The 22299-nt window shown below is 73.9% G+C and carries 18 protein-coding genes; 6 read left to right on the plus strand and 12 right to left on the minus strand.

The features are described from left to right. Window positions 1-172: 172 nt before the first annotated feature. Window positions 173-1807: an acyl-CoA dehydrogenase family protein gene (locus ACZ6BG_RS32645; RefSeq protein WP_469008016.1), complete on the minus strand. Its 1635-nt coding sequence runs from the start codon at window positions 1805-1807 to the stop codon at window positions 173-175. Window positions 1808-1824: 17 nt separating this feature from the next. On the opposite strand from ACZ6BG_RS32645, the gene ACZ6BG_RS32650 reads away from it, so the two are divergent. Continuing rightward, window positions 1825-2961 (plus strand): YihY/virulence factor BrkB family protein, encoded by a 1137-nt coding sequence (locus ACZ6BG_RS32650; RefSeq protein WP_469008018.1) that lies wholly within the window; start codon window positions 1825-1827, stop codon window positions 2959-2961. Between the two features lie 467 nt (window positions 2962-3428). Here ACZ6BG_RS32650 and ACZ6BG_RS32655 read toward each other — a convergent pair whose 3' ends face one another. After that, window positions 3429-4301, minus strand: a complete 873-nt coding sequence (locus ACZ6BG_RS32655; protein WP_469008020.1) for an NmrA family NAD(P)-binding protein — start codon at window positions 4299-4301, stop codon at window positions 3429-3431. Window positions 4302-4382: 81 nt separating this feature from the next. Between ACZ6BG_RS32655 and ACZ6BG_RS32660 the strand changes: the two genes are divergently transcribed. Both ACZ6BG_RS32660 and ACZ6BG_RS32665 read left to right on the plus strand, forming a co-directional pair. Further along, window positions 4383-5339 (plus strand): AraC family transcriptional regulator, encoded by a 957-nt coding sequence (locus ACZ6BG_RS32660; protein ID WP_469008023.1) that lies wholly within the window; start codon window positions 4383-4385, stop codon window positions 5337-5339. 9 nt (window positions 5340-5348) lie between these two features. Then, the gene (locus tag ACZ6BG_RS32665) at window positions 5349-6098 is read left to right on the plus strand and encodes a DUF6597 domain-containing transcriptional factor (RefSeq protein ID WP_469008025.1); all 750 of its coding nucleotides are present in this window, start codon (window positions 5349-5351) and stop codon (window positions 6096-6098) included. Window positions 6099-6119: 21 nt separating this feature from the next. Here ACZ6BG_RS32665 and ACZ6BG_RS32670 read toward each other — a convergent pair whose 3' ends face one another. After that, on the minus strand, window positions 6120-6569 hold the full coding sequence (locus ACZ6BG_RS32670) for a VOC family protein (protein ID WP_469008027.1): 450 nt from the start codon (window positions 6567-6569) through the stop codon (window positions 6120-6122). Between the two features lie 126 nt (window positions 6570-6695). Between ACZ6BG_RS32670 and ACZ6BG_RS32675 the strand changes: the two genes are divergently transcribed. Next, window positions 6696-7121 carry an NUDIX hydrolase gene (locus tag ACZ6BG_RS32675; RefSeq protein WP_469008028.1) on the plus strand — a complete coding sequence of 142 codons (426 nt, stop codon included), beginning with the start codon at window positions 6696-6698 and terminating at the stop codon, window positions 7119-7121. A 43-nt stretch (window positions 7122-7164) separates the two neighbouring features. On the opposite strand, the gene ACZ6BG_RS32680 is transcribed toward ACZ6BG_RS32675, so the two are convergent. The 6 genes from ACZ6BG_RS32680 to ACZ6BG_RS32705 form a co-directional block, all read right to left on the minus strand. Further along, window positions 7165-7938, minus strand: a complete 774-nt coding sequence (locus tag ACZ6BG_RS32680; RefSeq protein WP_469008031.1) for a hypothetical protein — start codon at window positions 7936-7938, stop codon at window positions 7165-7167. Window positions 7939-8008: 70 nt separating this feature from the next. Further along, the gene (locus ACZ6BG_RS32685) at window positions 8009-9406 is read right to left on the minus strand and encodes a prenyltransferase/squalene oxidase repeat-containing protein (RefSeq protein WP_469008034.1); all 1398 of its coding nucleotides are present in this window, start codon (window positions 9404-9406) and stop codon (window positions 8009-8011) included. A 136-nt stretch (window positions 9407-9542) separates the two neighbouring features. After that, window positions 9543-12425: a glycoside hydrolase family 2 TIM barrel-domain containing protein gene (locus ACZ6BG_RS32690; RefSeq protein ID WP_469008036.1), complete on the minus strand. Its 2883-nt coding sequence runs from the start codon at window positions 12423-12425 to the stop codon at window positions 9543-9545. A gap of 104 nt (window positions 12426-12529) precedes the next feature. Then, window positions 12530-13075, minus strand: coding sequence for a hypothetical protein (locus tag ACZ6BG_RS32695; RefSeq protein ID WP_469008039.1), 546 nt, complete (start codon window positions 13073-13075; stop codon window positions 12530-12532). 73 nt (window positions 13076-13148) lie between these two features. Next, window positions 13149-14048: a 5'-methylthioadenosine/S-adenosylhomocysteine nucleosidase family protein gene (locus ACZ6BG_RS32700; RefSeq protein ID WP_469008042.1), complete on the minus strand. Its 900-nt coding sequence runs from the start codon at window positions 14046-14048 to the stop codon at window positions 13149-13151. 16 nt (window positions 14049-14064) lie between these two features. Further along, entirely contained in the window at window positions 14065-15696 is a 1632-nt protein-coding gene (locus ACZ6BG_RS32705; protein ID WP_469008045.1) for a hypothetical protein, read from the minus strand. Between the two features lie 519 nt (window positions 15697-16215). Here ACZ6BG_RS32705 and rsgA point away from each other — a divergent pair. Continuing rightward, window positions 16216-17295: a ribosome small subunit-dependent GTPase A gene (gene rsgA / locus ACZ6BG_RS32710; protein WP_469008186.1), complete on the plus strand. Its 1080-nt coding sequence runs from the start codon at window positions 16216-16218 to the stop codon at window positions 17293-17295. 211 nt (window positions 17296-17506) lie between these two features. Continuing rightward, window positions 17507-18904: a DNA-3-methyladenine glycosylase 2 family protein gene (locus tag ACZ6BG_RS32715; protein ID WP_469008047.1), complete on the plus strand. Its 1398-nt coding sequence runs from the start codon at window positions 17507-17509 to the stop codon at window positions 18902-18904. 15 nt (window positions 18905-18919) lie between these two features. Here the strand turns inward: ACZ6BG_RS32715 and ACZ6BG_RS32720 are convergent, their stop codons facing one another. From ACZ6BG_RS32720 to ACZ6BG_RS32730, 3 genes are all read right to left on the minus strand, one after another. After that, window positions 18920-21043, minus strand: coding sequence for an immunoglobulin domain-containing protein (locus ACZ6BG_RS32720; RefSeq protein ID WP_469008049.1), 2124 nt, complete (start codon window positions 21041-21043; stop codon window positions 18920-18922). Window positions 21044-21090: 47 nt separating this feature from the next. Then, window positions 21091-21600 carry a hypothetical protein gene (locus ACZ6BG_RS32725; RefSeq protein WP_469008050.1) on the minus strand — a complete coding sequence of 170 codons (510 nt, stop codon included), beginning with the start codon at window positions 21598-21600 and terminating at the stop codon, window positions 21091-21093. 180 nt (window positions 21601-21780) lie between these two features. Beyond that, window positions 21781-22266 (minus strand): DUF456 domain-containing protein, encoded by a 486-nt coding sequence (locus ACZ6BG_RS32730; protein WP_469008052.1) that lies wholly within the window; start codon window positions 22264-22266, stop codon window positions 21781-21783. Between the last annotated feature and the right edge of the window lie 33 nt (window positions 22267-22299).

Consider the following 22299-nt stretch of genomic DNA (forward strand, 5'->3'; position numbering starts at 1 on the left):
ACACCGTCCAGAGTTGCAACCCTCTGCAACTCTGGCGAACAGTCGTGCGGTGTTTGAAACTTGGCCGTGCGCCGCCCCGTGCGGCGCCCGTCCCGACGGGGCCTGAAAACCGGGGGTGGTGCCGTGTCGGCGCAGCACCACCCCCGTGACAGCGCCCGTCGGGCCCGAACTCTCAGAGCCGCACGGCCGCCCGCTCCACCACCGCACCCAGGTTCAGGCTGTGCGGCAGCGTGCCGAACGCCGCGCCCCAGTCCCCGCCGAGCCGGGACGCGCAGAACACATCGGCGACCTCCGCCGGGGCGTGCCGCACGAGCAGCGAGCCCTGGAGCACCAGGGCCATCCGCTCCACCAGGCGCCGCGCCCGCGCCTCGACGCCGCTCAGGTCCGCCAACTCGGTCAGCAGGCCCTTGATCGCGCCGTCCAGGCGGTGATCGGCCCCGCGCGCCGCGCCCACCTCCTCCAGGAACGCGGCCAGCGCCTGCGGCTCCCGCTGCAACGCCCGCAGCACGTCGAGCGCCTGGACGTTGCCCGAGCCCTCCCAGATCGAGTTCAGCGGCGCCTCGCGCAGGAGCCGCGGCATCCCCGACTCCTCGACGTACCCGTTGCCGCCCAGGCACTCCAGGGCCTCACCGGCGAGCGGTGTGCACCGCTTCGTCACCCAGTACTTCGCGGCCGGCACCGCGAGCCGCAGGAACGCCCGCTCCCGCTCGCTCCCGTCGTCGTACGCGGCCGCCAGCCGCAGCGCGAGCGTCGTCGCCGCCTCCGACTCCACGGCCAGATCGGCCAGGACGTTGCGCATCAGCGGCTTGTCGACGAGCTTGCCGCCGAACGCCTCCCGGTACGTGGCGTGGTGCACGGCCTGCGCCACCGCCTGCCGCATCAGCGCCGCGGAGCCGATGACGCAGTCGAGCCGGGTCGCCGCCACCATCTCGATGATGGTGCGCACCCCGCGCCCCTCGTCCCCGACCCGGCGCGCCCACGTCCCGTCGAATTCGACCTCGCTGGAGGCGTTCGACTTGTTTCCGAGTTTGTCCTTCAGCCGCTGAATGCCGAATACGTTCCGGGAACCGTCCTCCAGAACCCGTGGCACCAGAAAACAAGTGAGTCCGGCCTCGGCCTGCGCGAGCACGAGAAATCCGTCCGACATCGGCGCGGAACAGAACCACTTGTGCCCGACGAGTTCATACGTACCGTCCTCGGCGAGCGCCCGCGCCCGCGTCGTGTTCGCCCGTACGTCACTGCCGCCCTGCTTCTCCGTCATGCCCATCCCGAAGAGCACGCCCGCCTTCTGCGCGGCCGGCCGCAGCCCCTCGTCGTACACCGTGGACGTCAGCCGCGGCTCCCACTCGGCGGCGAGCGCGGGGTCGGCGCGCAGCGCGGGCACCGCCGCGTGCGTCATCGACACCGGACAGCCGTGCCCGCCCTCCGTCTGCGTCCACACCAGGAAGCCCGCCGCGCGCCGCACATGCCCGCCCGGCCGGTTCCACGCCGCCGTCAGGCCCGCGCCGACCGCCTTGCCGAGCAGCCGGTGCCAGGACGGATGGAAGGACACCTCGTCGATCCGGTTCCCATACCGGTCATGCGTGTGCAGAACGGGTGGATTCTCGTTCGCGAGCACCCCCCACTCCTGCGCCTGGGCCGAACCCGCGGTGCGGCCGAGCGCGGCGAGCTCCTCGCGGGTCGCCTCAAGGAGCGACGGGTCGAGATGCCGTTCGACCCCCTCCACCAGAGCGCGGTCGGACGTGAAGACGTCATATCCCACCAGGGGCGGAGCCTGGTTGGTCACTGTGTGGGTGGTGGCTGCCATGCCGCTACGGTAAGGAGGTGCACCAGGCAAAAGAAACACCCGGGCGGCCACACGGTCGCTGGAAACGGGCCCGCGCTCTCTACCGCAACGTCTCCAAGCGCAGGACCGCCTGGCTGCTGCTGAAGGACACCGTCAACTCCTGCATCGAGTACCGCGTCCTCGGGCTCGCGGCGGAAGCGGCGTTCTTCACGCTGCTGTCCGTGCCGCCGCTGCTGCTCAGCCTCATCGGGCTGCTCGCGTACGTGGACCGGTGGACCGGCGCGGACACCATCACCAGCGTCGAGAACAACATCCTGGAAGCGTCCCGGACGATCCTCTCCGACAAGGGCGTCCGCGAGATCGCGCAGCCGATCCTCGAAGACGTCATGAAGGTCGGGCGGCCCGACGTCATCTCCATAGGATTCCTCTTCGCCCTCTGGTCCGGTTCGCGTGCCGTCAACGTCTTCATCGACACCATCACGGTCATGTACGGACTCGACGGCGCCCGCGGCATCGTCAAGACCCGGCTCCTCGCCTTCGGGCTCTTCCTCGTCGCCCTCGTCATCGGGTCCGTCGCGCTGCCGCTGATGGTGGCCGGGCCGGACGCGGTGGTGAAGCTGGTGCCGGGCTCGGCGACGGTCGTCCAGATCCTCTACTGGCCCGTCGTCACCCTCCTCTCCATCATCTTCCTCACCACCCTCTACCACGTGTCCGTGCCCGTGCGGTCGCCCTGGGTGGAGGACATGCCCGGGGCGCTCATCGCCCTCGGCATGTGGGTGCTCGGCAGCTTCCTGCTGCGCATCTACCTCACCAGTACCGTCGAAGGGCCCACGATCTACGGCTCGTTGGCCGCGCCCGTCGCCGTGCTCCTGTGGATCGGGATCTCCGCCTTCGCCGTGCTCGTCGGCGCCGCCGTCAACGCCGCCATAGACCGGGTGTGGCCGTCCGTCGCCACGGCCTCCGCCCGTGAGGCCAACGAGCGGGTACGGGAGGCCAAGGCCGCCGAGCTGATCGCGCGGGCGGCGGCCGCGCGGGCCGCCGAGGACCCCGACGACCCCGACATGCCCTCGGAGTTCCCCGAGCGCTGGTCCCGCTTCCTGCCGCCCGACGACGTCTCGTCCCGTCTCCGCACCCACCACCCCAAACGCAACGGCGACCACCCGGACGAGGACTAGCCCCTGGGCTCCGTCGGACGGCCCCGGCCTCCCCCCCCGACTCAACCGCCGGACGGGCCCGGACGGGGTGGGTGTCCCGTGCGGGTGGGACGGTCTGCCCCCGGTCGGCCTGCGGCCTCGTCCTCAATCGCCGGACGGGCTTTCTCCCACCCGCCCGCCCAACGCTCTTACGGGCTGGCCGAAAGCCCGGCACTGCCTGCCCGCCCGCAAGGCAAGGAGGGCGGGTGGGGTATTCAGCCCGTCCGGCGTTTGAGGACGAGGCGCGGAGCGCCGATTCGGGGGTGCCCCCGGGCGACCCGTGCGGGAGGCCCGCCTGCGTCAGCCCGCCCGGAGGGTGAGGAGGGCGGGTCGGGTGGGGGAGTCAGCCTGTCCGGCGATTGAGGACGAGCGCGCAGCGCGATCGGCGGCGCCCCGGGCTGCCCGCACGGGTCGTCCGGGGGTGCCCCCCGGACGGGGCACGGTCGGCGTCACTGCTTCCAGGTTTCCGCCGCAGCCGCCTCCCGGACGAAGTCCGAGAATTCCCTCGGGGCGCGGCCGAGTATGTCCTGGACGCCGTCGGAGATATGCGCGTTGCGGCCGTCCAGGTTGGTTTCGAAGAGGTCGATGAGGAAATCGACCTCCGCGCCGGGAACACCGAATTCACGCAGGGCGGCACCGTATTCACGGGCGGGCACAGGCACGTATCCGAACTCCCGCCCGACGGCGGCGGAGACCTCGGCGACCGCGTCCCGGAAGGACAGCAGGCGCCCGCCACTCACCTCAAGAACCCGCCCGGCATACCGCTCACCCGCGCCGAGCACGGCGAGGACGACATCCGCGATGTCCCGCACGTCGATGAAGGGCTCGAGCACCTCACCCCCGGGGAACGCCAGCTCCCCGCTCTCCCGCATGGCGTCGGCCAGCGGCCCTTCGCTGAGGTTCTGGGCGAACCAGCTGGCCCGCACGACGGTCCACCGCGCGCCGGGCACCGCGAGGGCGTCCTCCGTGGCGTGGGCCTGGTCCTCCCCGCGCGCCGAAAGCAGGACGAGGTGGCGCACCCCCAGCTCGACGGCCTGCCGGGCGAACGCGCCGACGGCCTCGGCGGCACCGGGCGCACCGACGTCGGGCTGGTAGGCGAGGAACGCGGCGTCGGCACCCCGCAGGGCGTCCGCCCAGGTCGAAGGGTCGTACCAGTCGAACCGCACCGCGCCGGACCGCGAAGCGGACCGCACCTCGTGGCCCGCGGCCCGCGCGGCCTCGGCGACCCGGCTGCCGACCCGCCCGGTCGCCCCGGTGACGAGGATCGTGAGCGGCGCCGGAGTGCCCTGCGTGTGCTGCGTGTTCTGCTCGTTTGTGGTCATGGCTTCATTCAACTGCCGGTCCCCGCACGGGAGCCATCCGCCGGCGGCTCACCCGCATACGCGTGCGTCTACGCTGCCCCCATGGACGTACTCGCAGGTCTGCTTGAGGGCCCCCGCGCCCGCGGTGCCTTCATGCTCCGCGCGTGTTTCGAGCCGCCCTGGTCGGTCCGGATCGCCGACCGGGCCCCCGTCTCGGTCATGATCATGGTGGCCGGTGAGGCCTGGGTCGTCCCGGAGAACGCGGACGGCACTGCGCACCCCGACCGGCCGCCCCGGCTGATCCGCCCCGGCGACGTGGCCATCGCCCGCGGCCCCGACCCCTACCTGGTCACGGGCGACCGGGCGACCCCGCCCTTCGGGGAGATCGGCCCCGGCCAGTCCTGCGCCCCGCTGAACGGCGCCCCCGAGGGCCACTACGCGATGCTCGGCCTGCGCCGCTGGGGCCAGCCCGACGGCGACGTCCAGATGCTGATCGGGACGTACCAGATGCGGGGCGAGATCACCGGACGCCTCCTCGACGCGCTGCCGCCGCTGCTCGTCCTACCGACGGAGGTGTGGGACTGCCCGCTCACACCGTTCCTCGCGGAGGAGATCGACAAGGACGAGCCGGGCCAGGAGGTCGTCCTCGACCGCCTCCTGGACCTGCTGCTCATCGCGGCCCTGCGGGCCTGGTTCTCCCGCCCGGAGGCCGCCGCCCCCGCCTGGTACGTGGCCATGGGCGACCCCGTCGTCGGCCCGGTCCTACGGCTCCTCCAGGACGACCCGGCGCACCCCTGGACGGTCGCCTCGCTCGCCGCCAAGGCGGGCGTCTCGCGGGCCGCGCTCGCCCGGCGCTTCAGCGACCTGGTCGGTGAGCCGCCGATGACGTATCTGACCGGCTGGCGGCTCGCCCTCGCCGCCGACCTGCTGCGCGACAGCGAGCTGACGATCGCCTCGATCGCCCGCAAGGTCGGCTACGGCAGCGCGTTCGCCCTGTCCAGCGCCTTCAAGCGGGAGTACGGGGTCAGCCCGCAGGAACACCGCACGGGCACGTCGTAGCCTGGGGGCATGGCGGTCGGCGCAGGCAGGGACGAGGGTCCGGTGCCCGCGTACGCCGAGCGGCCCTGCGGGGTGCTGCCCGGCGCCGTCGTGTGGACCAAGACGGCCGCACCGGACGCCGCCCCCGGCGCCCCCGCGGTCTCACCGGTCCTGCCCGACGGCTGCATGGACCTGCTGTGGACCGAGGGCCGGCTGTTCGTCGCGGGACCGGACACGCACGCGTATCTGCCCGAGGTCCGGGAGCCCGGCCGGTACGTCGGCATCCGCTTCGCGCCCGGCACGGCCCCCGCCGTCCTCGGCGCCCCCGCGCACGAGCTCCGCGACCAGCGCGTGGAGTTGGCGGACCTCTGGGGCGCCGCCGAGGTGCGCCGCCTCACCGCGCGCGTGGACGGGGCCGAGGACCCCGTGGCCGCGCTCGAGGGCGTCGCCGGGGAGCGGGCGGCGGACCGGCCGCCGCCCGACCCGCTCCTGGCCGAGGTCGTACGGTCGTTGAGCGCGGGCCGCGGGGTCGCCGAGACCGCCGACGCCGCGGGCCTCGGCGCCCGGCAGCTGCACCGCCGCTCCCTGCTCGCGTTCGGCTACGGCCCCAAGACCCTCGCGCGCGTCCTGCGGCTCCAGCGGGCGCTCGCCCTGGCCCGCGCCGGCCTGCCGTACGCGGACACGGCGGTCACCGCGGGCTTCGCCGACCAGGCCCATCTCGCGCGGGACGTCAAGGAGTTGACGGGCATGCGGCTGACCGAGCTGCTCGGCCCCGGCTGACGGGAGGCGCGGCCGGCGGGGTCAGTGCGGCAGCGGGGCGAACAGGTCGGCGCCGTTGCCGTCGGGGTCGAGCACCGTCGCGTACCGCTGCCCCCACACCGCGTCGAACGGCTTCAGCTCCGAGCGGTACCCGGCGGCCATCAGCTCCTCGTACACCGCGTCCACGCCCGCCGGCGTACCGCAGTGGAAGGCGAGCCCGACGCGCCCGCCGCCCTCGCCCGGCCGCCAGTCGGGGGAGAAGGAGCGGATGGTGGCCTCGGTGTCGAGGGCGAAGCGCGGGCCGCCGGGGACGGTGGCCTCGGCGTGCGGCAGGTCCTCGGCGCCGGGCGGGAAGTCGAGCCCGAGCCTGCGGTAGAAGGCGAGGGACGCCGCCATGTCGGAGGCGACGATCCCCACCATGTCGAGGCGGGGCGTGACGCGGGGCGCGGGGTCCGGGGTGTTCGTGGTCCGTGCGGTGTCGTTGCTGTTCATGCCGGAAAGCGTAGGCAGCGCCTCCACGCGGGTCTTGAAGGAATCGGACGCGCCGGGGGCGCGCGGGCGGGGCGCGGGCGGTGTCCGTGGCTGTCCCGGGCCCCGATTCCTCGCTACGGTGGTGTCATGGCTATCCCTGGCGAGAACCATCTGGCGGCAGCCGTCGTGGCCCACCGGGGCCGCGTGCTGCTCGTGCGTCGCAGTGAGACGGAGCGGTTCCTGCCACGCGTGTGGGGGGTGCCCTGCGGGAAGCTGGAACCGGGCGAGAGTCCGCGCGACGGCGTGCTGCGCGAGCTGAAGGAGGAGACCGGACTGCTCGGCCAGGTCGTGCGCAAGGTCGGCGAGTCCTCCTTCGTCAGCCAGTACCGAGGGCACGAGGTCAAGAACTGGCAGGACAACTTCCTCGTCAGTCCGCTCAGCTTCGACGTGACGCTGCCCCACCCCGACCAGGACCACCGCTGGCTCACCCCCGGCGAGCTGGACACGGTCGAGATCGACGACTACAACCGCGAGATCGTGAGCCAGGCGCTGAGTCGCCTGCGCACCCGCTGACCACCCGGGACTCCCGAGCCCTGAGCGCCGCGACGTTGGCCGCCTAGGAGCGCGCCAACTCCTCGCTCCCGCCGATCAGTTCGGCGAGCGCACGCAGCTCCGCCAGATACTCCGCCACCTCCAGCGGCTCCTTGACGTACGCCTGCGCCCGCCCGTCCCGGCCGCCGCCCGTGAACACGTCCGTGTAGCGCCGCCTGCCCGGGCCCGTCTCCAGGAACAGCGTCACCGCCGCGCCCGGCGAGGCGCACCACGCGCGGTGCAGCGCGTACGACGGCAGGGCGTAGCCACTGCCCGCCGTGTACTCGGCGGTCTGCGTCAGACGCAGCCTGGCCCTGCCCGCGGGTTCCAGGAGCCAGTCGCTGACCTCCGCCGACAGCGACTCGCGGTAGCGCGCGGCCGCCAGCGGGCCGTCGCCCGCCGTCTCGTACAGCTCCATGCCGAGGGTGCCGCGCACCACGAACGAGGCCAGCGCGGAACGGTGGTTGTGGATGTCCTCGCGGCCCGAGCGGCGCGATCCGGGGTGCCAGACGTGCGCGCGCAGCATGTGCCGGGTGCCGACGGGGACGAGCAGCAACTTGTCGAAGCCGAGGACGTGCCGGTACGAGAGCCGCGCGCACCCCGAGGGATCGCCGACGCCCGCCGCCAGCTCCGCCACGAGCGCCGAGAGCCGCCCCGGGGAGCCCAGTTCGGCGACGACCGCGCGCGCCGCCCGGACCAGGTCCGCCTCGTCGGGGCCGTCGCGCCCGGCCTGTCCGCCGAGGTCGTCGAGGGACCCCTCGATCAGCCGCCTGGCCCGCAGCACGTGCCGACCACCCATGCGGTCACTCCGCCTTCCGTCCGTTCCGCGACCCCGCCCGCCGGGACGCGGAGCCGGTTCGAAGACAGGCTCAGCGGTCCGGCTGATACATCCATACGGCATGGGCCCGCAGCGCCGAAAGGCCCTGATAGGTCATCCACAGGGGACGGCTGAGATCGTGCCCGTCCCAGTTCCAGATGCCGTCGTCCTGCTGGCGCAGCACACCGGCGACCGCGTCCGCGAGCAGCGCCCGCCACGCCTCCTCGCGGCCCTCGGCCACGGCGATCTCCCACGCCCCGGGCGTGAGGAGGGCCCGTACCATCCACGCGGCCGTGAAGTGCCGCACGAAAAGGACCTCTTGGCGCCAGGAGTCCTGCGGGTGCGGGCGGCGCACCTCCTCCTGCGTGTTGCGCAGGTCCGCGCACGACTCGTGCCCGGGCATCGGGCAGGAGAGCAGCCAGCGGATGCCGTCCTCGCGCGCGGCCCGGGTGTTGCCGTCCTCGCCGAGGACGCGGGCCGCGCGGTCCAGGGCGACGACGGCCTGCGCCGTGTGCGCGGGCGAGGGCCGCGAGGTGTGCGCGGCGGGCCCGCGCAGGGCCGGGCCCCAGCAGCGGCGGTGCTCACGGGCCGGGTCGGTGATGGTCCGGTCGACCAGCTCGTCCCGCAGCCGGGCGATGGCCGGGGAGCCGGGCGCCGCGCGCAGCATGCCCCGCAGCACCGTCGTCACCACGTGCGTGCGGGCGAGCCCGGACGGCTCCAGGTCCGCGGTGAAGCGGGCCGCGCAGCGCGCCGCCTCGTCCGCGAGCCGCGCCGGGTCCGCGCCCGCGCGGGCGAGCGCGCCGAGGACCAGGGCCGTCACCTCGGGCCGCGGCACCGACCCCTGGGAGCGGGCGGCCCAGCCGCCGTCGGGCAGCCGCTGCCGCCACAGCGTCTCCACCAGCTCCGAGGGGTTCAACCGGCCGTCCTGTACGCCGAGTTCGAGGACGAGATGGAGTCCGTACGCGGTGCCGGTGGGCGTGGGCCGCACCGGCAGGGTCTGCTCGTCGAGGGCGTGCGGCCAGCCTTTGAGCAGGCCGCGGTCGGGGTCGTCGAGGACGGCGAGTTCGGCGTGCAGGGTGCGGTGCGTCGCGGCGGCGAGCGCCGGGAGGGGGCCGGGGGCATGGGCGGCGGCCGCGCTGGTGCCCGGGGTGCGCGGCGCGGTCGGCGCGCCGTCGTCGTCCGTGCCCGACCGGGCGCGCAGCAGCGCCGCCGCCAGCCAGGCCGCCAGGGCCGTGCCGGCGCCGCTGACGCCCGCGACGCCGTACCGCGCGGCGTCCCCGGACAGCTCCTGCGGCAACACGCCCACCAGGGACTGGAACACGGCGTACCCCGCGGCGGCGCAGCCGAAGCCGCCGAGCCAGCCCACGAACCGGCCCTGGCGCGAATCGCCCGGGGATGGCGGCCCGGGATCCGGCCGGACCGGGCTGCGGCCCAACTGCTGCTGTGACACGGGATGTTCCCTCCCCCCAGGGCGGCGCGTGGGTCGTCGTCCTTCCCAGTCTAGGCGGCCGCAACCGTGTTTCTCCGGGTCAGGAAGGGTCCGGGGCCCGGTGGCCGCGGGGCGCGCCGCCCCGTTCGGGCCTCTCTCACCGCCCCCGTTCGGCCAGGGCGAAGGTGAAGGTGAACTCCGCCGGTTCCGCGCGGAGTTCGTGCCGCGGCAGCACCCCGGGGCCGCACGACTGCGAGCCGATGCCGCGCTGCCCGTGGTCGAGGTGCACCCACACCGTGGCACCCGGCCTCAGGTCCGTGCGGTGGGTCGCCGCGTCCAGCTCCGCGCTGCTCCAGCGCCGGGCCGTGAACCAGAACTCCGGGTCGCCGGTGATCCGCACCCCGGCGCCGTCGAAGCCGTCGCGCAGCTCCGCCCAGCGGACGTCGGCGCGGGCGCCGTTCTCCTGCGGTCGGACGTACGGCGTCTGCATCCGGTCCACGTGCAGAAACCAACGGCTCACGACGGACGCCGACTTGGTGTCCGGGTACGCCTCTCCCGGGCCGCCGCCGAACCAGTGCGCGTGGCCGAGCGCGGCGGGCAGCCCGAGCCGGACGCCGAGCCGGGGCAGCGGCACCTGCCAGTCGCCCTCCGGCGTCACCGCCACCGCGAGCCGCAGGGCCGTGCCGTCGGACGTCCAGCGGTACACGGTGCGCAGCGCCAGGTCGCGGGCGGCCGGGGCGACCCGGGTGCGGACGGTGAGCCCGGCCGCGTCCGACTCGACGTCGTCCAGGCGGTGTTGCATGCGGTCCAGGCCCAGCTCGCGCCACAGCGGGCCGTAGCGGGTGTCGGGCTGCCAGGGCGCGCCGTCGTCGTTGTCGGTGGGCACCCGCCACACGTCCAGGCGCGGGGCGGCGGTCAGGGTGAGGTCGTCCAGGGCGCGCAGCTCGCCCGTGCGGGCGTCGAAGCGGCCGGGGCCGAGGGCCACGTCGTAGCCGCGGCGGCGCGGGCGTTCGCCGTCTGCGACGGGCACGGGCGGGCGCGGGGTGACGGCGAAGTCGGCGCGGGCCACCACATGGTCGAGGGAGGTCCAGTTGGTCTCCTCGCAGACCATGGCCGACACGTGCAGCCGGATCTCGGCGCCGCCCACGGCCGGCGGCGGGTCGGGCAGCTTCAGCTCGACGCTCTCGCCGGGGCCCAGCTCGGGCGGCACGTCCAGCGGGCCCGACACCGGGTGCGCCGGGCCGTCCATGAGGTACGTCCACTCGAACGCCAGGTCCGCCAGGTCCGCGAAGTCGTACAGGTTGGTCACCGACACCGTGCCGGACACCGGGTCGTAGGTGAACCGCACCGGCTGGACGACCTGCTTGTAGTCGAGGAGCCCGGGGGACGGCACGCGCTCGGGGAAGCACAGGCCGTCGCAGACGAAGTTCCCGTCGTGCAGCTCCTCGCCGAAGTCGCCGCCGTAGGCGTGCCCGAACTCCGGGTGCTTCAGGCCGTGGTCGATCCACTCCCAGACGAAGCCGCCCTGCAGCCGCTCGTACCGCTCGAACAGGTCCTGGTACTCGCGCAGGCCACCGGGTCCGTTGCCCATGGCGTGCCCGTACTCACAGAGGATGAACGGCAGTCGGCGCCGCGCCTCGGGTCCTTCGTCCTCGCCCCGGCCGATGCGTTCGACCTCGGCGTGGTCGGCGTACATCCGCGAGTACATGTCGGTGTCCTGGCAGGAGGGGTCGCCCTCGTAGTGCAGCAGCCGGTCCGGGTCGCGGTCGCGGATCCAGGCGGCCATCGCGCGCAGGCCCACGCCGGTGCCGCACTCGTTGCCCAGCGACCAGATGATCACCGACGGATGGTTCTTGTCCCGCTCGACGGTGCGGGCGGCGCGGTCGAGGAGGGCCGGGGTCCAGCGGTCGTCGTCGACGGGGTTGCCGCGCCAGCCCAGCATCGTGAAGCCGTGCGTCTCCAGGTCGCACTCGTCGATCACCCACAGGCCCAGCTCGTCGCAGAGGTCGAGGAAGGCGGGGTGCGGCGGGTAGTGGGACGTGCGGACGGCGTTGATGTTGTGCTGCTTCATCAGCTGGACGTCCGCGCGCATCGTGGCGAGGTCGAGGGCGCGGCCCTTCTCCGGGTGGAACTCGTGCCGGTTCACGCCCCGGAACAGCAACGGCCGCCCGTTGACGGTGATAAGACCGTCGGTGAGGGCGACCGTCCGGAAGCCCACCCGCAGCGGGATGCGCTCGCCCGCCGTGGCCAGCTCCGCGTCGTACAGACGAGGCCGCTCCGCCGACCACGGCTCGACCGGCACGGTCACGCTCTGCCCGGTCGCGATGTCCACGCCGAGCTCCGGCACCGTCACCCGGCCCGGCACGTCGGAGTCCACCCGCAGGGTGCCCGTGCCCGCCTCGTGGTCGTACGAGGCGTGCGTGAAGAAGTCCCGCGCCGCGCCCTCGGGCCGGTGCAGGAGCGTCACGTCCCGGAAGATGCCGGGCAGCCACCACTGGTCCTGGTCCTCCAGGTACGACCCCGACGACCACTGGTGCACGCGCACGGCGAGGACGTTGCCCTCCGGCCGCAGCAGGTGCCCGACCGCGAACTCGTGCGGGAGCCGCGACCCCTTGAAGTCCCCGAGCGGCGTGCCGTTCAGCCACACCCGCGCACACGACTCGACCCCGTCGAACCGCAGTACCGCGTCCCCGTCCGCGGGCCACCCCGCGGGCAGGTCGAAGCCGCGCAGATGGTCGCCCGTCGGGTTCTCCGTCGGCACCCGCGGCGGGTCGACGGGGAAGGGATACATCTGGTTGGTGTAGAGGGGCGCGCCGTGCCCCTGGAGGACCCAGTGCCCGGGCACGACGACCTCGTCCCAGGCCGCGGCGTCGAACCCGGCGGCGGCGAACGACTCGTCGAGCCCGTACGCGCGGGGGGAGAGCCGGAACCGCCAGCTCCCGTTCAGTGAGAGCACGGCGGCGTCCGAGCCCGCGTACCACGCGCGGGGTGCGAGACCGCCGGTGCCGGGGGACACGTCCTCGTGGTGGGGAAGTTCCATGGGTCCATCACAACCCGCGGAAGGTGCTGTCTCAATTCTTTGCGTCGGCAGGTTGTTGGATTCTTGGCGCGGGGTTTGGACCGAACGGCGCCACGGGCCCGGTCTCAGCCCCGGCCGAGGTCGGCGTACACCACGATCTGCCACGCGAGCACCCCGACGGCGGCGGTCTCCGCCCCCGAGACCGCGAGCAGCGGCCAGGTGAGGTGGCCGTTGACCCAGAAGGCGGTCAGCGCGGCGAGCGGCGAGAGAGTGAAGGCCAGCAGGTCCACGGCGAGCTGCAGGGCCTTGCGCGAGCCCCGGCGGCGGTCGTCGCGGTGGGCCGACTCCCAGGTGAGGATCTCCTCGTCCACGTCGAGGACTTCGGCGAGGCGCGGGGCCAGCGTGGCGCGCACATGGCGGCCGATGGCGGAGATCTTCTCGTCGTTGACGAGGTACGTCCAGCCCAGCAGCAGCGAGATCGGCGGGAACAGCAGCAGGAGCGCCAGATGGTCGCCCGTGCGCATCGTGGCGGCGATGACGGCGGCCGTGGCGGCGAGCATCGCGTACAGGAGGTTGTCGCGCAGCCGGATCCGGCCGGTCTGCTCCGCCTTCAGCTGTTCGTACTCGGTCAGCAGTACGCGTCCGAGGGTCACCTCGTCCGGCTCCGCCATCCTGCCTCCGTCCGTTCGGGGTCGATGCGGCTTGCGGGGTCACGGGCAGGGGCGGGGCGGGTTCACCCCGGTCTCACAGCAGGTGGGGGAGCAGGGCGCAGAAGACCTCCGCCGCGTTGAGGGCGGCGACGGCGTGGTGGCTGTCGTCCTTGTCGGGGCCCGCCGCGTCCGACATGCCCCGGACCAGCAGCCACGGCTCGGGGGCGCGGCCGTCGGCGGGGCCCGCGTACACGGCCTCGGCGAGGCCCGCGCCCTCCGTCTCCACGGCGAGGACCTTCTCGTTGTACTGGCGCAGATAGGCGCGCTCGGCCGCGTCGGTGTCGGCGAGGACGGCCTCGCCCGAGCCGATCAGGCCGCGCAGCGCCCGGTGCTCCCCGGACCAGGGCAGCCGCCAGGGCTCGTCGTGCTCCGTGAAGAAGTCGTTGACGGCGTGCTGCACCTCGGCGGCCACCGGATGGCTGCGGCCGCGTCGGCGTATCTCCTCGGGCGTCACCTTGCGGGGTTCGTAGTGCACGACTTCCTCCGCCACGACGACATCCCCCAGGCCCAGGCCCGGACCGACGGCACCGGCGATGCCGACGAGGGCCAAGAAGCGCGGCGCGTACGCGGCGCGCAGAGCCGTCACCGCGCTGCCCGCCGACAACTGGCCCGGGCGCAGCGACTGGGTGACGGCGACCCGCACCGGGCGGCCCGCGTCGGTCCAGCGGAACTCGCGGAACCGTCCGCGGGGCGCGGTGACCGGCTTGCGCTGCGTGCCGCGCCGGGAGAGCGCGGCGATGAGGGCGCGGGTCTCCACGGACAGGACGGTGACGACGCCGAGGTCCCAGGTCTCCGGGTCGGGTCCCGGCGGGGGCTGGGCGCTTTCGGGGCCGCTCGCGGGGGAGCGCGTCAGGCTGGTGCCCTCGCCCATGGCGACATCGGAGAGATTGATCCGGTTGTTGGAGCCGGTGCTGATGATCCCGTTGTTCCGCACGGTGTTCCTCCCGGGATCACTTGCTGACGCTGGTGCTGTCGCCCATGGCCACGTCGGTCAGGTCGATCTGGTTGCCGGAGCCGGCGCTGATGATCCCGTTGTTGAGGATGGCCGTGGCCCGCCGCCGGAACTCGGAGGTGTCCACACCGCGCTCGGTCAGGTAGTCGCCGACGGTCGACAGGAGCCGCTGCTCGATGATCTTCAGGTGCTTCACGACGTCGAAGGTCTGGAAGTAGTTCTCGTCGGCGCCGATCGCCGCCAGCTCGCGCGCGCTGCAGTCGGCGCCGATGTCCCGCCCCCGCTTGAGCTGCGCCACGGTGGCGTCGCTCCCCGCGCCCAGCGCGCCGAGCAGGGGCAGCGGCGCCCGCAGCAGCCGCAGCGGCGCCAGCGCGATGTCCCGGATGCGGCCGCCGTGCAGCACGGCTGCGCGCAGCGTCGCCAGGGTGCCCGTCCCGCCGATGGTGTCGACGACCTGGTAGGCGAGGCGGGTCGGCGCGAGCGCCCGGCTGCTGAACTCGATGTACATCGTGCGACCTTGCAGCGACACATGGACGAAGACGGTGGTCACCACTTCACCGCCCCAGGACTCCACCTGACACGTCAGATAGTGCCGGACCGTCTCCTGCGGGCGGTCAAGGACCCGGTCGACCAGCCCGGCACGGGCCTCGGGCTCCAGGTCGTCCGCGTACCCGCGTGCGTAACGGCCCTCCACGAAGAGGGAGTCGAGTACCCGCAGCCCCGGCAGCCGGGTCTCGGGGTCCTCCTCGGTGTCGAGGGCCGTGATCGCGCGCCGCAGCTCCTCCACCAGCTCCCGGGTGGCGAACGGCTTCTTCTCGAACTCGATGTCCCTGTCGGCCTTGTCGACTCCGAACGGCTTGGCCTCGATCAGACGCTGCGCGAACGACCAGGTGCGCAGGCTGCTGCCGCTGCCGACGAAGGGGCTCGCGCCCGAGTACACCACCAGGGGGTGCCGCTGCTGGCTCTCTATCACCGCCAGTCGGCCGCGGGCGCGCGGACGGCGCGGATCCGTGCCGTGGGCGCGCAGCCGGTTCACGGCGAGCTGACGCAGTGTGCCGAGCACCGCGAGGACGGTGCAGAGGGCCAGGGCGATGACGGCTGCCGTGAGGAAGGCGCCGTCGCCCGCGCTCCCCCTGACACCCACGACCACGCCCACGGTGACCAGGGCGGCGATGACGAGGTCGTAGCCGAGAGTCCTGCGCCACTGGGATGCGTCCGGGTCCGTGTTCGTGTCCGGGTCCGGTGTATTGGTGTATCTGTGCCCCAGGGCCCGGACGGAGCGCAGGGCGTTGGTGGCCAGCGCGACCACGAGGCCGATGTCGAAGAGGGCGACGGCGGCGAGCAGCGCCGGGAGCGGGTACAGCAGGATCGCCGCGCAGCACAGCGTGAGCAGCACGGCGTCGCCGATGGTGGACAGCCACCAGGCACGCCACGCGTGCGTCACGACGGGCACGAGGTCGTAGCCGTACGACGGCGCGACCCGGCGCTTGCGGGCGTTGTACACCCGGTGCAGGACGGCGTCGCGGAACTCGGGGTCCAGGTAGACCCCGGCGCACAGCCGCCGCGTCGCGGTGCGGTCCGGCAGTTCGATGCCCAGGTGGGGTGTGGTGGGTGATTCAGGCGTCGTCATACGTCCCCCGTAAGTGCTCCGCCCGAGAGAGAGCCAACCAGCATATCGGCGGTACGGGGGCCTGTCAGGGGGAGAGCATGACTGGATCGGTGCGCCAACTCGGCTGCATGTAGGGGGAGTTGGGTGCTGTTGGGGTGGCGTCGCCCTCGGTTGGCGTGAGGTGTGGAGCGGTCGGGGATCGGGCGGGCGGAAAAAGAGGTGGCGGCCCGCCGGAGGCTGGAGCTACAGTCAACGCGTTCCTCGGCGGAAGCGAGACGCGACCGCCGTAGTCGGCTGAGCAGGTTCCCAGGAGGTGTGATTCATGGCTGTCGTTGCGAACGGTGCTGCCCGCATCCAGACGATCATCCACACCACCTCCGTGGTCTCCGGCTGACCTCTCTCGTCCTTCGCCGCGCCCGTCCGGCGCGTGGGCCGGGGCCACCCTGTGAAGGGTTCCCCTTGTCTTCCTCCGCTTTCCGTTCGTCTTCTGCTTCCTCCGCCTCCTCGGCTCCCTCCGAGTCGGCTCTCACCGAGTCCGCGGTGTCCTCCCTCGTGCCGTACGGCTGGGACGAGGACTGGGCCGCCGCCTTCGCCTCGTACGCGGCGCAGGGACTGCTCCCCGGACGCGTCGTCCGCGTCGACCGCGGCAGCTGCGACCTCGTCGTCACCGAGGAAGGCGTCATCCGCGCCGACACCACCTACGTCACCCCGCACGACCCCCTGAGGGTCATCTGCACCGGCGACTGGGCGGCCGTCGACCCGGCCGGCGGCGACCCCCGCTATGTGCGGGCCTACCTGCCGCGCCGCACCTCGTTCGTGCGGTCCACCTCGTCCAAGCGGTCCGAGGGGCAGATCCTCGCGGCCAACGTCGACCACGCCGTCATCGCGGTGTCCCTGGCCGCCGAGCTCGACCTCGGCCGCATCGAGCGGTTCCTCGCGCTCGGCTGGGAGTCCGGCGCCCAGCCCGTCGTCGTCCTCACCAAGGCCGACCTCGTGCCCGACGCCACCGCCCTGTCGTACCTCGTCGAGGACGTGGAGACGACCGCCCCCGGTGTGCAGGTGCTGCCCGTCAGCGCCGCCGACGGCGACGGCGTCGACGTCCTCGCCGCGGTCCTCTCCGGCGGTACGTCGGTGCTCCTCGGGCAGTCCGGCGCGGGCAAGTCGACCCTCGCCAACGCGCTCGCCGGGGCCGACATCATGGACGTCCAGGCGATCCGTGACGTCGACGGCAAGGGCCGGCACACCACCACCACCCGCAACCTCCTCGTCCTGCCCGGCGGCGGCGTCCTCATCGACACGCCGGGGCTGCGGGGCGTCGGCCTCTACGACGCGGAGACCGGCGTCGGCCAGGTCTTCGCCGAGATCGAGGAACTCGGCGAGGGGTGCCGCTTCCAGGACTGCGCGCATGTCGCGGAGCCCGGCTGCGCGGTGCTCGCCGCCCTGGAGGACGGCACACTCCCTGAGCGGCGGCTGGACAGCTACCGCAAGTTGATCCGTGAGAACCAGCGCATCGTCGCCAAGACCGATGCCCGGGTGCGGGCCGATATGCGCCGCGAGTGGAAGCGGCGGGGGGCCGAGGGGAAGGCCGCCATGGAGGCGAAACGTGGGCGGCTGCGCTGAGCAGTCCCGTGGCAGGGCTGTGGCGTGCCCCGCGAGCCCGGTGGGGGCTGGTCGCGCCCACGCGGCGGAGCCGCACGTGTCAGAGCCCCGCGCCCCGTCCAGGGACGCGATGCCGCACCGGAGGCCGCTCGGCCCCTGGTGCGGTGGGGCCGTGAGCGCGACGTCCGATTCCCGCTAGCCCCGGTGCCCGCCCCGGCTCACACTGGATGACGTGAGTGACCAAGACACCAGGTACGAAGCCGTCCGCAGCCGCGACGCCCGTTTCGACGGCGAGTTCTTCTTCGCCGTCGAGACGACCGGCATCTACTGCCGGCCGAGCTGCCCGGCGGTCACGCCCAAACGCCAGAACGTCCGCTACTACCCGACGGCCGCCGCCGCGCAGAGCAACGGCTTCCGCGCCTGCCGCCGCTGCCGCCCCGACGCCGTGCCCGGCTCCGCCGAGTGGAACGTCCGCGCCGACGTGGTCGGCCGGGCCATGCGGATGATCGGGGACGGCGTCGTCGACCGCGAGGGCGTCGGCGGCCTCGCCGTCCGCCTCGGCTACAGCGCCCGCCAGGTCCAGCGCCAGCTCACCGCCGAGCTGGGCGCGGGCCCGGTCGCGCTCGCCCGTGCCCAGCGCGCGCACACCGCCCGCGTGCTGCTCCAGACCACCGACCTGCCGGTCACTGAGATCGCGTTCGCCGCTGGGTTCGCCAGCGTCCGGCAGTTCAACGACACCATCCGTGCCGTGTACGAGCTGACGCCCACCGCCCTGCGCGCCGCCGCGCCCAAGCGGGGCGGCGGCCGCGGCACCCCCTCCGCCGGCATCCCGCTGCGCCTCGCCCACCGCGGCCCCTACCAGACCGCCGCCGTCTTCGACCTGCTCGCCCACGAGGCGCTGCCCGGCGTGGAGGACGTCAGCGGGCCGCGCGGCGCCCGCACGTACCGGCGCACCATGCGGCTGCCGTACGCCTCCGGGATCGTCGCCGTCGAGGAGCGCGACGCGCGCAAGGGCCCCGACCGCCACCGCTGCGGCTGGCTGGAGGCCCGCCTCCACCTCACCGACCTGCGCGACCTGACCACCGCCGTGCAGCGCCTGCGCGGCCTCTTCGACCTGGACGCCGACCCGTACGCCGTCGACGAGCGCCTGTCCGCCGACCCCCGCCTCGCCCCCCTCGTCCGGGCCCGCCCCGGCCTGCGCTCGCCGGGCGCGGCCGACCCGGAGGAGTTCGCGGTGCGCGCGGTCGTCGGCGGGGAACAGGCGCGGCGGCTCGTCGTCGAGCACGGCACGCCGCTGCCGTCGCCGTGCGGCACGCTCACCCATGTCTTCCCCGCGCCGGAGGCCCTCGCCGAACGGCTCCCGCTCGCGGCCGCCCTCGCCGACGGCACGGTGCGCCTGGACGCGGGCGCCGACCGCGACGACGCCGAGCGGCAACTGCGCGCGGTGGCCGGTGTCGACGCCGCGGCCGCCGCGGCCATCCGGACGCGGGCCCTCGGCGACCCGGACGTGGCCCCGCCGGGCGAGCCGGTGTCCGACGCGTGGCGGCCCTGGCGTTCGTACGCGGTACGTCATCTGCGTACGGGACAGGTGGGAGCGCACGGGGAAGGCGCCCGGCTGCTCACGGCGTAGGGGCGACGGGCGAGTTCACCCCGTCCCTCCCAGGCCGTCGGATCCCCGGCGGGCCCGTCGCATCGCGTACCGGCCCGCCGCCGTCAGCGCCGCCGCGAGTGCCGCCGCGCCGCCGATGGGCTGCCCGGTGGAGGCCAGGCTGCCGCCCGATCCGGCGCTGCCGGTGCCGCCGACGGCACCGCCCGAACCGTCGGAGCCGCCGGATCCCGTCGTGCCGGAGTCGCCCGCGTCCCCGGACCCGCCGGAGTCCGAGCCGCCCGCCGGGTCGCCCCCGTCGGACCCGCCTTCGGCCGTCCCGCCATCGCCGCCGTCCCCGGGCCCGTCACCGTCGCCGTCGGCGAAGGTCACCGGCACCCGGACGTCCTGCGAGCGGTCGCCGGGCCGGGTGTGGTCCGCGCGGGTCGCGAGGACGCAGCGGGTGGTGCGGCAGTCCGCGGAGCCGTCCTTGGCGTCGACGGTCAACTCGACCTTGAACGAGCCGTCCTTGCCGTAGGGGACGGCCAGGTCCGCGCCGTGCGGCGGCGGGTTGTTCGAGGTCGAGTTGACCGTCGACGCCTTCGAGCCGCCGTCCGTGGCCGCGCCGCCTACGCAGGGCGTCGGTGTCCTGCCCGGCCCGTTGTCGACGCACAGGGCCGCGTAGACGCCCTTCTTCTCGTCGTAGCCCGAGCCGGTGACGGTCAACTTCTGTTTTTTGGAAGCGAGTTCATTGACCGGAGTGGCGGTGAGCCGCTGCCCTTCAGGGCCCGTCGCCGAGCCCTCGTCGCCCGGTTTCGCGCTGGCCTTGAGGGCGGCGGGCTCCGAGTGCGCCGTACCGGCGTCGTTGCTGAACTCGGCGCGGTAGCGGTGCCCGTCCTGCCGCGCGCGGGCGGTGAAGGTGTACGAGGGTTTCGTGGCGCCCTCGACCACGGCCCAGGAACCGCCGCCGTCCGTGCTCCGCTGCCAGCGCACGGTGGGCTCGGGGGAGCCCTCGGCGCGCGCGGTGAGCGTGACCTCGGCGCCGTCGTCGGCCGTCACGTCGGCGGGCGACGCGGTGACCTTCGGCGGGGTGTTCCGTTCGATCCGGGTGATCCGGCCCTGGGCCGGGCTCGTCACGAACACCTCGGCGCCGCCCGGTGCCACCGCCACGGCCGCGTAGCCGAGTTGGGCCTCGTTGCCGGGCAGCGCGACCGGCTCGGCGACCGGCTTCAGGGTGCCGGTGTCGAGGACCGTCAGCGAACCCCGGCCGTCGTAGTCCGGCGCGCCCGGGTCGCCGACGTCCTGCCGGGCGACGTACGCCCGGGAGCCGTCGAAGGCCACGTCCCGCGCCAGGTCCTTGCCGTCGACGGTGCCGCGCGCCGCGCCGTCCGCGTCGAACACCATCACCTTGTCCTGTCGGCCGACCCACACCGAGCCGGTCGCGGGGTCGACGGCGGTGAAGCCCTCCGTCCCTTCCGTGAAAGGGAGTTCGACGGCCTTGGTGACGGTGAAGGAGGTGGTGTCGATCCGGTACAGCTTGTTCTGCGCGAGGTCCGCCGACCACACCGCCTCGCGTCCGGCGTCGACGGCGAACTGTCCGGCGCCCGGCAGCGTCAGCGTCCGTTCGGCCGCCGCCGTGGCCGTCACGACCTCCGTCAGGATGGCACCCTGCGCCACCAGCGTCGTCCCGTCCGTGACTCCGGGCCCGACGTCGGTGACCTTGGCGCCCGCGAGCCAGACGCCCTTGGCCTCCTGGTCGCCGTCCTTGGCCGTGCCGAGGCCCTTGAGCGGATAGTGGAAGACCACGCCGTCGCCCGGCAGCGGCGCGGCGAGCGTGTCGTACGGCATCCGGGCGGCGGCCCGCACCGCGCGCACCGCCGGGTCGCGGGCCGTGGACTTCGGGTGCGAGTGCGCCACATGGACGTACAACGCCCTTGCCCCGCCCCGCCGTTGCTCCCGCCAGGCGGTGACGTGCTGCCCGCCTGCGAGCAGCGGCTGCACGGCCGCGGACACCCCGGCGTGGCTCTCCACCCGCGCGGGCGGATTGCCCTCGTAGCCCGCCGGCACCGGCTTGAGCGCGGCCCGCGGGCTGATCGCCTCCGCCGGGTGGAACACCCAGCGGAAGCTGCGCTCGCCCGCGCTCGCCGTCACCTCCACGGCGAGAACGGAACGTGAGCTGTGCACGTGCGCGCGGACGCGGAGCGTGCCCCGGTCCGTGGTGAGCGTCCCCGTCAGCTCGGCGTCGCGCAGCCGCAGCCGCCAGTCGACGCCGGTGAGCGTCCCGACGGGCTCCAGGGTGAAGTGGCCGATCGGCAGCCGGGCGAGCCCGAAGAGCGAGCCGAACTCCGGGGTGGGGGTGCCCCCTGCTCATTAAGAGCTCGGGGGAGGTCCTGCACCTCGGAGTGCTGCACATCGAACCGGACGGCCGCCTTCTCGCGGCCCGGCTCCGCGTAGATCCCGGAGCCGAGGAAGCCGTTGCCGAGTAACGGGCCCTCGTACCAGGTGCTCGGCATCCGCTGCCAGACCATGTCCGCGTCGTCGAGGACGGCGCGCCAGGGGTCGGGTGCCGCGCGCCGCGGCTCCCGCGGGGCGGCCGCCGGGTCCTGCGCGGGCAGTCCGCCGCCGAGCGCCGCCCCGCCGAGCGCGGGTCCGGTGGCGAGCACGGCTCTTCGCGAGGGGCGGGAGGCGCGGGGCGGATCGGACGGGCTCGAAGGGCTCGAAGGGCTCGAAGGGCTGGGCATGAGACCTCCTGGCCGAGTCATCGGATCTCTCTCGGTGCTGGAGGCTAGAGATGGCATGGGGGTACGTCAATGAGTCGATAGAGGTCGGATGTAAATCCGACGCTGTGCGGTCTCAAGCGCTGCGCCGCATCAGGCACTGCGCGATATCAGGCACTGTGCGGCATCAGGCGCTGCGCGGTCTCAGCCGCCCCACACCTCCGCCCCCACCCACGCCCCCACGATCAGCAGGCACGCGAACAGTTCCACGAACACGCTCCACCCCCCGGCCCGCAGCGCCGTCCGCACCGCCGTCACCGCCTCCCCCCGCCCGCCCAGCCGTATCCGCTCCGCCAGATACATCCCGCCGACGAACCCCGGCAGCGCGCCGACCACCGGCAGCACGCAGAAGCCGAGCAGGGCGCCCCCGCCCGCGTACGCGGCCATCCGGTGGGTCGCCCCCGACTCCCGCAGCCGACGCGGCGGCAGCTGCCAGCGCACGGCCTGGGACAGCAGGAGCACCAGGGTCGCGCCGACGAGGACGCCCCAGGCGAGCCCCTTCGGGTCCTGCAGCGCCCACCACGCGGTCCCGGCCCACACGAGCCAGGACCCCGGTACGCCGGGCACCAGCACTCCGCACAGGCCGAGCAGCATCACCACGCCGACCAGCAGGAGTTCCCACGCTCCCATCTGCCCAGAGTGCAGGAGCGGGTACGAAACCGC

It is taken from the genome of Streptomyces sp. NPDC041205 (genome assembly GCF_055591765.1).

Bases quoted from the DNA above. Each gene is read 5' to 3' on its own strand.
- ACZ6BG_RS32730 (WP_469008052.1), bottom strand. From the start codon at position 22,266: ATGGGAGCGTGGGAACTCCTGCTGGTCGGCGTGGTGATGCTGCTCGGC.
- ACZ6BG_RS32695 (WP_469008039.1), bottom strand. From the start codon at position 13,075: ATGGCGGAGCCGGACGAGGTGACCCTCGGACGCGTACTGCTGACCGAG.
- ACZ6BG_RS32645 (WP_469008016.1), bottom strand. From the start codon at position 1,807: ATGGCAGCCACCACCCACACAGTGACCAACCAGGCTCCGCCCCTGGTG.
- ACZ6BG_RS32680 (WP_469008031.1), bottom strand. From the start codon at position 7,938: ATGGGTGGTCGGCACGTGCTGCGGGCCAGGCGGCTGATCGAGGGGTCC.
- ACZ6BG_RS32705 (WP_469008045.1), bottom strand. From the start codon at position 15,696: ATGACGACGCCTGAATCACCCACCACACCCCACCTGGGCATCGAACTG.
- ACZ6BG_RS32670 (WP_469008027.1), bottom strand. From the start codon at position 6,569: ATGAACAGCAACGACACCGCACGGACCACGAACACCCCGGACCCCGCG.
- ACZ6BG_RS32725 (WP_469008050.1), bottom strand. From the start codon at position 21,600: ATGCCCAGCCCTTCGAGCCCTTCGAGCCCTTCGAGCCCGTCCGATCCG.
- ACZ6BG_RS32660 (WP_469008023.1), top strand. From the start codon at position 4,383: ATGGACGTACTCGCAGGTCTGCTTGAGGGCCCCCGCGCCCGCGGTGCC.
- ACZ6BG_RS32690 (WP_469008036.1), bottom strand. From the start codon at position 12,425: ATGGAACTTCCCCACCACGAGGACGTGTCCCCCGGCACCGGCGGTCTC.
- ACZ6BG_RS32655 (WP_469008020.1), bottom strand. From the start codon at position 4,301: ATGACCACAAACGAGCAGAACACGCAGCACACGCAGGGCACTCCGGCG.
- ACZ6BG_RS32675 (WP_469008028.1), top strand. From the start codon at position 6,696: ATGGCTATCCCTGGCGAGAACCATCTGGCGGCAGCCGTCGTGGCCCAC.
- ACZ6BG_RS32665 (WP_469008025.1), top strand. From the start codon at position 5,349: ATGGCGGTCGGCGCAGGCAGGGACGAGGGTCCGGTGCCCGCGTACGCC.